The organism is Rhodanobacter hydrolyticus (assembly GCF_044904645.1).
Window position 1 is genome coordinate 2,741,041 of the sequence record NZ_JADIKK010000008.1, and the last position, 13,465, is coordinate 2,754,505.

The 13,465-nt window shown below is 65.9% G+C and carries 7 protein-coding genes and 1 pseudogene; 5 read left to right on the forward strand and 3 right to left on the reverse strand.

Annotated elements, in window-relative coordinates; genetic code table 11:
• Nucleotides 1-41 precede the first annotated feature (41 nt).
• On the reverse strand, nucleotides 42-743 hold the full coding sequence (locus ISP25_RS14940) for an acid phosphatase (protein WP_404614999.1): 702 nt from the start codon (nucleotides 741-743) through the stop codon (nucleotides 42-44).
• Nucleotides 743-2,995: a TonB-dependent receptor gene (locus tag ISP25_RS14945; protein WP_404615001.1), complete on the reverse strand. Its 2,253-nt coding sequence runs from the start codon at nucleotides 2,993-2,995 to the stop codon at nucleotides 743-745. Before ISP25_RS14945 ends, ISP25_RS14940 begins: the two co-directional genes overlap by 1 nt.
• A 1,046-nt stretch (nucleotides 2,996-4,041) precedes the next feature.
• On the opposite strand from ISP25_RS14945, the gene gltB reads away from it, so the two are divergent.
• The 3 genes from gltB to ISP25_RS14960 all read left to right on the forward strand — a co-directional run bounded on the left by gltB (nucleotide 4,042) and on the right by ISP25_RS14960 (nucleotide 11,053).
• Nucleotides 4,042-8,487, forward strand: a complete 4,446-nt coding sequence (gene gltB, locus ISP25_RS14950; RefSeq protein WP_404615003.1) for a glutamate synthase large subunit — start codon at nucleotides 4,042-4,044, stop codon at nucleotides 8,485-8,487.
• Nucleotides 8,484-9,926, forward strand: a complete 1,443-nt coding sequence (locus tag ISP25_RS14955; RefSeq protein ID WP_404615005.1) for an FAD-dependent oxidoreductase — start codon at nucleotides 8,484-8,486, stop codon at nucleotides 9,924-9,926. The genes gltB and ISP25_RS14955 overlap by 4 nt, the downstream gene beginning before the upstream one ends.
• A 242-nt stretch (nucleotides 9,927-10,168) precedes the next feature.
• On the forward strand, nucleotides 10,169-11,053 hold the full coding sequence (locus ISP25_RS14960; protein WP_404615007.1) for a methylglyoxal synthase: 885 nt from the start codon (nucleotides 10,169-10,171) through the stop codon (nucleotides 11,051-11,053).
• Nucleotides 11,054-11,341: 288 nt separating this feature from the next.
• Here the strand turns inward: ISP25_RS14960 and ISP25_RS14965 are convergent, their stop codons facing one another.
• Nucleotides 11,342-12,487 (reverse strand): WD40/YVTN/BNR-like repeat-containing protein, encoded by a 1,146-nt coding sequence (locus tag ISP25_RS14965; protein WP_404615009.1) that lies wholly within the window; start codon nucleotides 12,485-12,487, stop codon nucleotides 11,342-11,344.
• Nucleotides 12,488-12,599: 112 nt separating this feature from the next.
• Between ISP25_RS14965 and ISP25_RS14970 the strand changes: the two are divergent.
• Together ISP25_RS14970 and ISP25_RS14975 are read left to right on the forward strand one after the other, a co-directional pair.
• Nucleotides 12,600-12,812 (forward strand): annotated as a pseudogene (locus ISP25_RS14970) (methylglyoxal synthase); the annotation flags it as partial.
• Between the two features lie 134 nt (nucleotides 12,813-12,946).
• Complete coding sequence (locus tag ISP25_RS14975; protein WP_404615011.1) at nucleotides 12,947-13,465, forward strand: hypothetical protein; 519 nt, start codon at nucleotides 12,947-12,949, stop codon at nucleotides 13,463-13,465.

Genomic DNA, 13,465 nt, shown 5'->3' on the forward strand with positions numbered 1-13,465 from the left:
CGAGCCGGCGAACCGGAGCGAGCCGGCGGCGCGCCACCCGTTCACATGGCCGGCTCATCGGGCAAGGCGAGCGCCTTGCGCAGCTCTGTGCGCGCAGCCGCATAGTCGGCCTGCCAGGAAGGATCGTCCAGCAGCCGCTCGCCGAGCACGGTGCCGGCAAGCCGGCCGGCCTCCACGTCGCTGGGGAAATGCGCGCCCATCACGATACGGTGCCGGGCGTAGAGATCCGCACGGGCGAAGATCGCGGTGCGCTTCTCCGGCAGCATATTGGCCAGCAGTACCGCCGCGGTGTAGCCGAACGTGGCGTGCCCACTGGGGTAACTCCAGTCGTCGGGCTTTTCCGCCGCGAGTGGCTGCACCTGCGCGGATACCGCCGCCGGACGCGGATGACGCCAGTAATTCTTGGCCTGCTTCACTTCGGCCTTGTCCAGCGTGGCCACGCGTTTGAAAAAGGCGGCCGTGCTGGGCAGCCGCTCGGCTTGCAGGTTCACGCCCAGTGCGTCCGCAAAGCGGAACACGGATCGCTCCGCGTCCGCCTTGGCCGCCGCCGCTTCGGCGGCGGTTCGTGCGTGTTGCGTGGCCAGCACCACATCCAGGTCCTGCCGTGCTTCGGCCGAACCTGTTGCCGGTGGCGGCGGCAACAGGCGGGTCAGTTCGACCGGCAGGGCGGCAGCGTTGCCGTCGGCGGCCAGTACGTTCTGGCCGGCCAGCAGCAGTACCACCAGCATCAGCGCGCGCTTCATCAGAACAGGTCCGCGGAGAACGTGACGTTGTAGTTGCGCGACGGGATGGTGAAGTACAGCGGCGTGCCATCGGCCACGGTGGTGCCGGCCAGCGCATTGATGTTGGTGTTGTTGAACAGGTTGTTGATCTGGAAGCCGATCTTGATGTCCTTCACGTCCGTCCGGTGCAGGTCGAAGCGGTAGCTGGCGGCGAAGTTGGTCACCGCGTAGCCGCCGATCGGCGTGTCATCGTTGGCGTTGGCGGTGTAGTAGGTCTTGCCGACGAACTTGTCCATCAGCGACGCATACACCGGGCCGTTGCGGTAGATCAGGCCCAGCGCGGCGGTCTTGTGCGGCGTGTTCGGATTCCAGGTGTTGCTCTCGGTCTGGATCGCGCGGTTGAGCGAGCCGTTGGCGTAGATGCTGAAGCCGCCGCCGACCATGTAGGTGCCTTCCAGCTCGAGGCCGGTGTAGTGCACGCCGCCGCCGTTGTAGAAGTAGGTGACGCCGCCGATCTTCTGGCTCTGGATGAAGTTGTTGAAATTGATCTTGTAGACGTCGCCGGACAGCGTCAGGTCGTCGCTGTTCCAGGTGGTGCCGACCTGCCAGTTGGTGGTTTTTTCCGGCTGGAGGCTGCCGTCGGAGATGGCCGGGTCGGCTACGTAGAGCAGGTTGAGGTTGGGCGCCAGGAAGCCCTTGGCCCACTGCGCATAAGCCGTCCAGTCCGAAGTGAACGAATAGTGGAAGGCCGCCGAGGGCAGCGTGGCGTTCCATTTCGCCGAATAATCCAGCGGCGTACCCGTCTTCTGGTTGTACTCGGCATCGAGGTTGCGCTTGAAGTCGTCGTACTTCAGGCCGCCCACCAGCCAGGCGTTGTCGGTGATGTTCCACTGGTATTCGAGGAACGGCTGGAAGGTGGTCAGCGAATCGGTCATCACGCGGTCGACCGGGCTGTCGCTGCCCTTGGTCGGTGCGCCGGTGGTGTTGATGGCTGGTACGTCCAGCGTGTCGTCGAACTCGTATTCCCAGCGCAGATTGTCCTGGTGGTCGAACCAGGCGCCGGTGCGGATTTCGCCCGGGCCCAGTTCCTTGCTCACGCGGAGAATGTCGCCGAACGAGCGGTACCAGTTGCGCATGTGCTGGCCGGGCACGTCGTCCGGATCGAGACAGTTGTTGCCCTTCTTGTCGCAGAACGTGCCGTTCGGCGTCTCACCGTTCGGGTCCAGGCCGTTGAAGCCGAAGTGGTTGTAAGCGTAGGTGTAAGCCTTGTTGTCGACCGTCCAGCCGTCGAACTCGGAGTGCAGGCCGATGTAGGCCATGTACGTGGTGATCTGGTCGTTGTTGTAGCGGTAGTACGACTGGCTGGCCGGATCGTTGTTCAGGGCATAGTTCGGGCCGTACTCGGCGATCTGCGCCTTGCTGGCGCCGAATGGCACGTACTGGTTGATCTTGTTCCACATGCCGCCGAAGGTCAGCGTGGTGTTGTCGCCCAGCGGTTGCACGATCTTGGCGAAGATGTTCTGGCGGCGCTGGCCGGCGTAGGTGAGGTAGCCGTCCGAGCTGCCGTTCTGCACGTTGATCACGGCGGCGGTGCCGCTGTCGTTGAGCTTGCCGGTGTCGATGCGCGCACCTTCCACTGCCGTCGCCCAGCTGCCGTAGCTGAGGTAGGGGTGCAGGTTGAAGTCGGCCGACGGGTCGATGGATTCCACCGACACGGTGCCGCCGAAGGTGGCGTCGCCCAGCGTGCTGGCGGTGCCCGGGCCGCGGTCCACGGTGACGCTGCTGGTGTCCTGGTTGGTGAAGTACGACGTGGAGTGGTGCGTGAAGTCGTTCGAGTCGCCCCACGGAATGCCGTCGAAGGTGACGTTGTACTGGCCGTCCTGGAAACCGCGGATGCTGGCGACCGCCGTTTCCATCAGGCCCGAGCCGTTCGGTGCGATGGTGTAGGTGCTGGGCGAGATCGCGATGGCGTCGGTGTAGTCGCCGGTCGGAGCAATGTTTTCCTGCAGGAACAGGCTGCCGATGATCGACTGCGGCTCGACCGCCACCAAGGAGCCCTGCGTCGGCGCGGTACTGGTCGCGTTGACGGTGCTGGCATTCACCTGCACCTTCGCCAGCGTCTTGGGGTTGTTCGCCGTGGCTCCGATGGCGCTTGCATCCGCCGTCGGCGCGATGGGCGTGGTGTTCGTGTCATCCGCACGAGCCGGCGAGGCGATGGCGGCGGCGATGGCAAGCGCGAGCACGGCGCGCAGGACGGGCATGGATTGGGTCATGGGTGGGCACCGGAGAGGAAGTGGGTGTAGACAGCGGCGCGGATGCTGGCCCTTGCACATGACATTTGTGCTGCAAAAGGAAGATGCGATTTGCGCGGAAAATTGCGGCTCCCTGGCGCAATTTGCTTCTCTTAGTGTTCTCTTAGGCCTCTCTTAGATTTCTCTTAGTTCTCCATGCGGGAGAGCGGATCATTCGTCGACGACAAAACGGTTTCACCCGTCTTCCGGTGCGGTGACCGGGTCATTTCTCTTTTGTGTATCCATGTATCCAAAAGAGAAGCGGCCGAGAGAAAAGAGTGCTCGATGCGGCGTTTGGCCGCCTTCCTGTCCGACCAAAAGGACGCCGCCTTTCCGCCGCGCCCGCTGCGCGGCCTGATCGTCCCCGCCTCGTCAAGGCCAGAAGCCCGGGAAGCGGCGCTTCAAGTGCGCAAAAGCAACGTCGACATCCAGAACCAGGACAGGGCCGATGCGGCACGAGGTACCGCGGGGCTTCGAACCTCGGTTTCCAGATGCGGCGCGGTATGGCCTCGCGTCTATCGCGCGGGCAGGAATGGTTCCCAAGCCCTCAGACCCAGCTTGCTTGCAGTTCCGCCGCGTCGAACCAGGCAGCTTCTCTGGTTCCTTGCTCATGACCTCGGGCATCCAGTCTTCCGCTCTTCGGGGCGATTTCGCCGTTCGCCGTCGTTCCTGCGGCGGCATGGCCAGCAAAGAGAAGAACCCGCACGCCTGCAGGCGACCGAAGCCGCCTTGTTCCTTGCAAGCAAATCCAGATGCCCAGCAAGCAAACCAAAACCCGCAAAGCGTAGTCCCACTCGCAAGTCTGCAATTCCGCCCCGCAGGGGAAGAAGCGAGGTCCCCGCTGGTCAGCTCTCTCTCGATACCTGCGCGGCTCCAAAGCCCCGAATCGCCAAATTCCATTTGGACGTATAGAAGTCTTTGACGCGACGCAACAAGTGTGTTGTAGTCGAACCGTAATCCACGAAATCCAGGACGGTGCTCCGGCAGCCGCTGGCTTTCCGTGCCCTGCCGTCCAGCGAGTGAGCAAGATGAAGCAGTCCGGTGGAACAAGCCTGTACGACGCAGCGTTCGAACACGACAGCTGCGGTTTCGGTCTGGTGGCGCAGATCGACGGCCGCGCCAGCGCGTGGGTAGTCGATACCGCATTCAACGCCTTGGCAAAACTTTCGCATCGCGGCGCGGTGAACGCGGACGGCGTGAGCGGCGACGGCTGCGGCGTGCTGATCCGGCGTCCGCAGGCCTGGTTGCGCGCCCTGGCCAGCGAAGCGGGCATCGCGATCGGCGAACGTTTCGCGGCAGGCGTGGTGTTCCTCGACACAAGCAGCGACACGGCCGCAAAAGTGCTGGAGCGACATCTCGCCGAAGAAGGCGTGCGCGTGGCGGGCTGGCGCGAGGTGGCGGTGAACGAGGAGGCCTGCGGTCCGCTTGCCGCCGCTGCGAGGCCGCGCGTGTGCCAGGTGTTCGTCGATGCCGGCGATGGCATGGATGACGAGGCGTTCGAGCTGGCGTTGTTCCGCGCGCGCCGTCGCGCCGAGGCCGCACTGGCGGAGGATCCGGCGTTCTACGTGGTGACGTTGTCGGCGGGACTGATCGGCTACAAGGCGATGGCCGCGCCGGGGCGCCTGCGCGAAGTGTTCGCCGACCTCACGCACCCGGCGCTGGTCGCCGACGCGGTGGTGTTCCACCAGCGCTTCTCCACCAACACCACGCCGCAGTGGCGGCTGGCGCAGCCGTTCCGCCTGCTGGCGCACAACGGCGAGATCAACACCATCCGCGCGAATCGCCGCTGGATGCAGGCACGCGAGACGATCTGGCGCTCGCCGCGCGTGGAACTGGGCGACCTTGGCCCGCTGGTGCGCCAGCAGGGCTCGGACTCGGAGAGCCTGGACAACGCGCTCGAGGTGCTGCTCGCCGGCGGCATCGATCTGCTCGCCGCAATGCGCATGCTGGTGCCGCCCGCATTCGCCGCGCGCGAGAACATCGACGAGGACCTCGCGGCGTTCTACGAGTACTACGCGCTGCACAGCGAGCCGTGGGACGGCCCCGCGGGCCTGGTGATGTGCGACGGCCGCTTCGCCGCCTGCACGCTGGACCGCAACGGCCTGCGTCCCGCGCGCTGGGCGCTGTCGGACGACAATCATTTCATCATCGCCTCCGAGGCTGGCCTGTGGGACATGCCCTCGGCGCGCGTGGTCGCCAAGGGTCGCCTCGCACCGGGCGAGATGATCGCGGTGGATTTCCGCGAACACCGCCTGCTGCGCGACGCCGACATCGACGATATCAACCGCAAGCGCGCGCCCTACCGCGACTGGTTGCGCGCCGGCGTGAGCTACCTGGAATCCGATCTGATCGACCCCTCGCTGGCCGCCGAACCGTTGCCCGCGGATCAGCTGCGCTGCTACCAGAAGCTGTACGGCCTCTCGCGCGAGGAGCGCGAGACGGTGCTGAAGGTGATCGCCGAGCTGGAAGCCGAGGCCACGGGCTCGATGGGCGACGACACGCCGGTCGCCGCGCTGTCGCGGCAGGTGCGCCCGCTGTTCGACCGCTTCCGCCAGGCCTTCGCGCAGGTCACCAATCCGCCGATCGATCCGCTGCGCGAAAAGCTGGTGATGTCGCTGGTCACGCAGGTGGGGCCGGAAGGCAACGTGTTCGAGCTGAAGCCGGAGAACGCGAAGCAGATCCTGATCAACTCGCCGATTCTCTCGCAACGCAAGCTGCGCCAATTGCTGGCGTTGCCGCAGTACGCCGGCACGCCGCGTTTCGACCTGATGTACGACCCGGCGCAGACCAACCTCGAAGCCGCGCTGCGCCAATTGTGCGAGGACGTGGCGAAGTCGGTGCGCGACGGCAACGCGCTGGTCTTCCTCAGCGACCGCTATCCCGAGCGCGACAAGTTGCCGGTGCACTCCCTGCTCGCTACGGGCGCCGTGCACGCACATCTGGTCGAGCAAGGCCTGCGCTGTCAGTGCAACCTCATCGTGGAAACCGCCACGCCGCGCGACGCGCACCAGTTCGCCTGCCTGCTGGGCTTCGGCGCCAGCGCGATCTATCCGTGGCTGGCCTACCAGAGCCTGTTCGAGCTGGGGCGTGAGGGGCACATCGACGGCGACCGGCTCGAGATCGGCCGCAGCTACCGCCGCGGCATCCGCAAGGGTCTGCTGAAGATCCTGTCGAAGATGGGCATCTCCACCATCGCCGGCTACCGCGGCGCGCAGCTGTTCGAGATCGTGGGCCTCGCGCCGGAGGTCGTGGCACTGTGCTTCCCCGGAACGCCTTCGCGCATCGGTGGTGCCGGTTTCGCGGAACTCGAACGCGAGCAGCAGCTGCTTGCGGCCGAAGCGTGGAACGCCGCGCAGCCGCTGCGCGCGGGCGGTATCTACAAGTACATGCACGGCGGCGAGTACCACATGTACAACCCCGAGGTGATCGCCTCGCTGCAGCTGGCGGTGCGCTCGGGCGATCCCGCCGATTACCGTGCCTACGCCCACCACGTCGACCATCGTCCGGCTTCGGCGCTGCGCGACCTGCTCGCGGTGCAGCCGCTGGGCGCGCCGGTACCGCTGGATGAAGTGGAGCCGGTAGAGGCTATCCTGCGCCGCTTCGACTCCGCGGGCATGTCGCTGGGCGCGCTGTCGCCCGAGGCGCACGAGGCGCTGGCCACCGCGATGAACCGACTCGGCGCGCGCAGCAATTCCGGCGAAGGCGGCGAAGACCCCGCGCGCTACGGCACCGAGAAGATGTCGAAGATCAAGCAGGTCGCCTCGGGTCGGTTCGGCGTCACGCCGCAATACCTGGTTAACGCCGAGGTGCTGCAGATCAAGATCGCACAGGGCGCCAAGCCCGGCGAAGGCGGCCAGCTGCCCGGCCACAAGGTGGACGCCACCATCGCGCGGCTGCGCTACGCCAAGCCCGGCATCGGCCTGATCTCGCCGCCGCCGCACCACGACATCTACTCCATCGAAGACCTCGCCGAGCTGATCCACGACCTCAAGGAAGTGAACCCAGGTGCGCTGGTCTCGGTGAAGCTGGTGTCGCATGCCGGCATGGGCACCGTGGCCGCGGGCGTGGTGAAGGCGGGCGCGGATCTGATCACCGTGAGCGGCCATGACGGCGGCACCGGCGCCAGCCCGCTCACCTCGATCAAATACGCCGGCACGCCGTGGGAGCTTGGCCTGGCCGAAACGCAGCAGACCCTGCGCCGCAATGAGCTGCGCGGCCGCGTGCGCCTGCAGACCGACGGCGGCCTGAAGACCGGCCTCGACGTGGTCAAAGCTGCGCTGCTCGGTGCCGAGAGTTTCGGTTTCGGCACCGGCCCGATGGTGGCGCTGGGCTGCAAGTACCTGCGTATCTGCCACTTGAACAACTGCGCCACCGGCGTGGCCACCCAGCATCCGGTGCTGCGCAAGGATCACTTCACCGGCCTGCCCGAGATGGTGATGAACTACTTCCGGTTCATCGCCAACGACGTGCGCGAACACCTCGCACGGCTGGGCGCGCGTTCGCTGGCCGAACTGATCGGCCACAGCGAACTGCTCGCGCAGCGCGACGACGCCACGCCCGTGCGGCACGGCCTGGACCTCGCGCCGTTGCTGGACGGCAGCAGCCTCGGCGCCGCCAGCGACAGCGCCTGTGCGATGGCGCGCAACCCGATGCGCGATCCTGCCGCGCTTGCCATGCGCATCGAGGCGGACACCTCGCCGCTGGTGGAACTGGGCGAAGGCGGCCACTTCAGCTATTCCATCGTCAACACCGACCGCGCCGTCGGCGCGCGCCTCTCCGGTGCCATCGCGCGCCGGCATGGCGATCACGGTATGGACGACAAGCCCATCGTGCTGCAGCTGGAAGGCGCGGCCGGCCAGAGCCTGGGCGCGTGGAACGCCGGCGGCGTGCACATCGAACTCACCGGCGAGGCGAACGACGGCGTGGGCAAGGGCATGGCTGGCGGCCGCATCGTGGTGCGTCCGCCCGCCGATTCGCCGTTCGCCACGCAGGATGCCTCCATCATCGGCAACACCTGCCTGTACGGCGCCACCGGCGGCGAATTGTTCGCTGCGGGCCGTGCGGGCGAGCGCTTCGCCGTGCGCAACTCCGGTGCGGTGGCGGTGGTGGAAGGCGCGGGCGACCACTGCTGCGAATACATGACCGGCGGCGCGGTGGCCGTGCTCGGCAAGGTCGGTCTCAATTTCGGCGCAGGCATGACCGGCGGCTTCGCCTACGTGCTCGACCTCGAGCGTGATTTCGTGGACTGCTACAACCACGAGCTGGTGGACATCCTGCGCATCTCGCCCGAAGGCATGGAGCACTACATGCAGCACCTGCGCAAGCTGGTGACGCGCCACGTGGAATACACCAACAGCGACTGGGGTCGGCAGGTGCTGCGCGATTTCCGCGGCCTGCAATACAAGTTCTGGCTGGTGAAGCCGAAGGCGGCCAGCCTGGCCGTGCTGGCGGAAGAATTGAGGAGCGCGGCATGAGCGAGCACAAGCTGTTCCAGTTTCTCGACCTGCCGCGGCAGACGCCGCGCACCGTGCCGGTGGCGATCCGTGTGCTGGGCTACGGCGAAATCGCGGGCGATTTCGGCGAAGCGAATGCGGGGGCGCAGTCGGGTCGTTGCCTGGATTGCGGCAACCCATATTGCGAGCACGCCTGTCCGGTGCACAACTACATCCCGAACTGGCTGAAGCTGGTGGAGCAGGGGCGCATCGTCGAGGCGGCGACGCTGATGTACGAGACCAACCCGTTGCCGGAAATCTGCGGCCGCGTGTGCCCGCAGGATCGCCTGTGCGAAGGCGCCTGCACACTGGAGCAGACCGCGTTCGGTTCCGTGACCATCGGCAGCGTGGAGCGTTGGGTCACCGACGAGGCCCTGCGCCAGGGCTGGCGGCCGGATCTTTCCGCCGTGAAGGAGACCGGCAAGCGCGTGGCCATCATCGGCGCGGGTCCGGCGGGTCTCGCTTGTGCGGATCGTTTGCGCCACGCGGGCATCGCCGCCGACGTGTACGACCGCCAGCACGAAATCGGCGGCCTGCTGACCTTCGGCATTCCGCCGTTCAAGCTGGACAAGGCCGTGGTGCAGACGCGGCGTGCCTTCCTCGAGCAGTTGGGTGTGCGTTTCCTGCTCGGCCACGAAGTAGGTCGCGACATCGAGTTCGGTCAGTTGCTGGACGATTACGACGCGGTGTTCGTGGGCACCGGCGCCTACACTTATGTGGACGGCAAGCTGCCGGGCCGCGGGCTGCACGGTGTGCATGACGCGCTGCCGTTCCTGATCGCCAACACCGAGCGACTGCTGCGCGACGAGCCGCCTGCGCCGGCGTTCGACCTGCGCGGCAAGCACGTGGTGGTGCTGGGCGGCGGCGACACCGGCATGGACTGCAACCGCACCGCGATCCGCCTCGGCGCGGCCAGCGTCACCTGCGTCTATCGCCGCGACGAAGCCAGCATGCCCGGCTCCGCGCGCGAAGTGGGCTACAGCCGCGAGGAAGGCGTGGAGTTCCTGTTCCATCGCCAGCCGCTGGAAATTCTCGGCGACGAGCACGGCCGCGCGCGTGCGGTGCGCGTGGTGCGGACCGAGCTCGTCACTGATGGCCACGGCCGCCCGCGTCCGCACAACGTCGAAGGCAGCGAAAGCGAACTGCGCGCCGACGTTGTGATCCAGGCCTTCGGCTTCCTGCCCAGCCCGCCTGACTGGCTGGTGTCGCACGGCGTGAAGCTGGCGCACTCCGGTCGCGTCATCACCGGCGCCGACGGCGCGCTGCCGCAGCAGACCAGCCACCCGCGCATCTTCGCCGGCGGCGACGGCGTGCGCGGCGCCGACCTGGTGGTGCGCGCGGTGCACGACGGCCGCGAGGCCGCGGCTTCGATTGCGCAGATGTTGGCTACGCAGGTGGAGGCTGTCGCGGCGGTGGCTTGAAGGGTGATGATTTTTGGCTGTTCACCCTGAGCGAAGCGCCGAATGGGCGAAGTCGAAGGGGTACTTCGACTGTGCTTGCTGTTGCAAGCTACGCTCAGTGTGAACGGACGCTCGGTTCGTCATCCCGGCGGAAGCCGAAATCCAGTAGCGATTACGCCCATCCAGGCCACACACTTGCTGGATTCCGGCCTGCGCCGGAATGACGAGCCAAAAGCATTGCCATCACCCAAGAGGACACTCCCATGCGCCTGGGCCTTGCCGCCAACCAGCTGCACCACAGCCACGACGACGCGGCACTGTTCCGCTGGCTGGGAGCCTGCGAACAGGGCATCCGCGAACTGGGTCTCGAACTGCATGCGGTGGGCCGCACCCACGACGCCATCATGCGTGCCGGCCTGCTGGCGAACTACGCGACCTTGCGCCGCTACCCCTACGGCCGCGCTGGCGGACTGATGAAACTGGTGGCCGAAGTGGTAGGCATGGACGGCGATGCGCGCACGCTGGATGGTGCGATCTACTTCATCGATCCGGTCGATCCGTCCTCGATATTCCCCGAAGCGGTGGCGCTCAAGCGCCAGTGCGTGATCCACGCCAAGCCCTTCCTCTCCACCGTGGCCTCGGCGCGCGACTGGATCGAGCTGGAGCGCATGCATGCCGGGCTGGAACCCGATCCTGGCGCGGACGACCTGCACGCGCTGGAGTCGCAGACGCTCGCCCTGATCGCCCACGACGCCATGAAGCCCGCGATGCTGGCCTATGCGGCCGAGCACTTCGACACGCTCTCTCGCTTCGGCCGCCGTGTCGCCACCGGCACCACCGGCCAGCGCCTCAACGAACTGGCCTGGAGCCGCGGCTGGCCGCAGGGCAAGCCGTGGGCGGACCGCTACCAGAGCGGCCCGATGGGCGGCGACGCGCAGATTGCCGACCTGGTGCTCGAGCGCCGCTGCCACCGTGCGATCTTCTTCGAGGACCCGCACGTGGCGCGCCAGCACGAGGCCGACATCCAACTGCTGGAGCGTGCGGTGACCACGCTCACCGACGTGGCGGTGTGCATCACCACCCCGCGTGTGGCAGCGCGCTGGGCCGAGGCGGCGGAGTTGCGGAGGAATCGGCGGGCAGCCGGTTGATTGCGTATTGGCTTGCGGCTGAATCGCGCAGGCTGAAAGCCAAGGGGAAGAAGGGATTTCCTGGTGAACTCTACTTTGCCGCCCTGTTTGGCGGCTTCTACCGCGCGTGCGTTGGCCATGCCGACGGAAGCGGTCGCGGCGGTAGCTTGAGGAAAACCTGCACGGGCGAATCCCTCTCCTTCCGGGAGAGGGTTCGGTCGAAGCGAGGCGCGACGACGTAACCGAACCATCACTCCCGTGTCGACTCTCCCTCGCACAAATCCGGTCTTGCTTGGAACTTCCCAAAGTCTAGAAACTGATCTTCAGAATCTGTCCGTTGTTGCCGACGAACCATCCGGCTTTGGGATTCGCGAAAGCGACAGCCCAGTATCCGCTCACGGTAGGCAGCCAATACCAGTTCTGGCCTTCGTCGGGAGTCCAGGCCGCCGATCCCGAATTGAAGTCGGGTGCGGTTTCGGCGGTAATCACGACCGTGCGATCGAATCGGGGCCCATGGTCACGCTGGTCTTGACCCTGATCATCCTCGTCGTTGGACGATGCGGAAAAGTGGCGGTCGCGCAGGCCTCGGGCGTACGCCACGCAGAAGACCGCTCCGGGGGTTGGCGGTGGGTTGGTCAGCGTCCAGGTCGCGCCACCATCGTGCGAGGTCGCTGCGTCAGCTGAGGTATTGCTCGACAAGTCGCCGCCGCCGACAAAGCCGTTGCGCGCATCGCGGAAAGCCACGCTCAGGCCGCCAGCACTGGCGTTGCTGATGAGCGGAGTGGCATAGGCGTTCCAGGTGCTGCCGCCATCGCGCGTTGCGAGAATGCGCGCGGTGGTCGAACCGCCGGTGGCGATCCACGCGTTTTGCGTTCCCTGCGTGGTGATGCAGGTTCCGCTAGCTGCGAACGAGGCTTCTCCCGGAAGTGCCGGCGGCATGCGGCCGGTGATCGACTGCCAATGGATGCCGTCGAAGGTGCGCAGATCGGGAAATACCCCATTCACTGAATCGCTGTGCGCGATGCCGCGGTCGGGGGACCAGAAGGCGAAACAGTCGTAGAACGCGTTGGTGAGCTGGTTGGTGAATTCGACTGTCCAGTGTGCGCCGCCGTCGACGGTCTTGTAGATCTTGAAGTCGGTGGTGTTGGCGCCGACCGACGACAGATAGGCGATCCGGTCGCTCACGGCATGGACATCGCGGAACTGCAGATTCTCCGCGCCGGGTACCACGCCGGACTTCCAGGTATTGCCGCCATCGGTGGTCACCACGTAGGTTCCCCCGGCTCCCGAGGCCCAGACCACGCGCGAATTCACCGGGCTGACGGCGATCAGCAGCTGTGTGGTGCCGCTAGCTTGCGGCGTGAGCGTAGGTTGACGGATCTTCGGAGGGCTGTCCGCAAAAGCAAGAGTGGCGAACGCAGCGAGCAGCAAAACGAGTACCGAATGCTTGAACATGGCAGCCCTCCCCGGGTAGTCGATCCAGAGCAGCGTAAAACTCTCAAGATGAGGGTTTCGCGAAATCGAGGGTTCGAGATCCGACTCCTCCGTGCATCGAAGGGCCGTGCGCAAGATCGCCGACCTGGCGCTGGTGCGCCGCTGCCAGCGCGCGATCCTCGTCGAGTGCTCGAGCGTGGCGTGCCGGCAGGAGGCCGGTACCCAACTGCTCGAGCGTGCGGTGACCACGATCACCGATACGGCGGTATGCATCAACACGCCTTGCGCGGCGGCACGCCGGGCAGAAGCTGCGGAGTTGCGGCGGATTCGACGTGCGGTCGACTGATTGCGTACCCGCTTGCTGACCGAGCCGCGGATCGTCTGTAATGGGAGCTGTCCTGAGGCTAATGTCCGGCCTGGGTCGGGACGGACCTGAGAGAAGATGCGGACAATGATCACGGAGAACGGTGGGAGACTTGAATGGAAACGTGCACAGTCAGGTGGTCACTATGGCGCAATGGGGTCGTAGCGTTGCTCGGCTTGACTCTGGCTGCGCCTGCTCTGCTGGTTCTCTTCACAAGTGACAAGGATCAAGGCGCCCTTTTGCTAGGTGCGTTGCTTTTCGGTCTTGTCGCCCTGCTGTTCGGTCGTCGGGCGCTTTATCGAAAGCCGGTCCTGGTTGTCGATGCGCAGGGCATGACCTTGCCGAGCTATGGACTGGTCCCATGGGATGACATCGATAGGGTCGGTGTAGCGCCGGGGCAGGCGGTCCTGATTTTCCCCAAGCGACCGGAAGCTTGGCAATCCAGGCTGCCAACCTTCTATGCCCTGATGTGGCGGCTGTTTCCAAAGCGACGCTGCCTAGGCGTATCCCTGCAGAACGTAGATACGCTCACGCCGACCATCTATGACGCCATAAAGACGCATCTCGCAAGTGAGAGCACGGGAAGCGGCCTGCTGGTACTCAAGCGCGGGTACAGTGCGGTGCCTATCTCTTGA

What these genes read in the sequence shown, in the direction of transcription:
- ISP25_RS14940 (WP_404614999.1), bottom strand. Translation starts at nt 743, where the DNA reads ATGAAGCGCGCGCTGATGCTGGTGGTACTGCTGCTGGCCGGCCAGAAC.
- ISP25_RS14945 (WP_404615001.1), bottom strand. Translation starts at nt 2,995, where the DNA reads ATGACCCAATCCATGCCCGTCCTGCGCGCCGTGCTCGCGCTTGCCATC.
- gltB (WP_404615003.1), top strand. Translation starts at nt 4,042, where the DNA reads ATGAAGCAGTCCGGTGGAACAAGCCTGTACGACGCAGCGTTCGAACAC.
- ISP25_RS14955 (WP_404615005.1), top strand. Translation starts at nt 8,484, where the DNA reads ATGAGCGAGCACAAGCTGTTCCAGTTTCTCGACCTGCCGCGGCAGACG.
- ISP25_RS14960 (WP_404615007.1), top strand. Translation starts at nt 10,169, where the DNA reads ATGCGCCTGGGCCTTGCCGCCAACCAGCTGCACCACAGCCACGACGAC.
- ISP25_RS14965 (WP_404615009.1), bottom strand. Translation starts at nt 12,487, where the DNA reads ATGTTCAAGCATTCGGTACTCGTTTTGCTGCTCGCTGCGTTCGCCACT.
- ISP25_RS14975 (WP_404615011.1), top strand. Translation starts at nt 12,947, where the DNA reads ATGGAAACGTGCACAGTCAGGTGGTCACTATGGCGCAATGGGGTCGTA.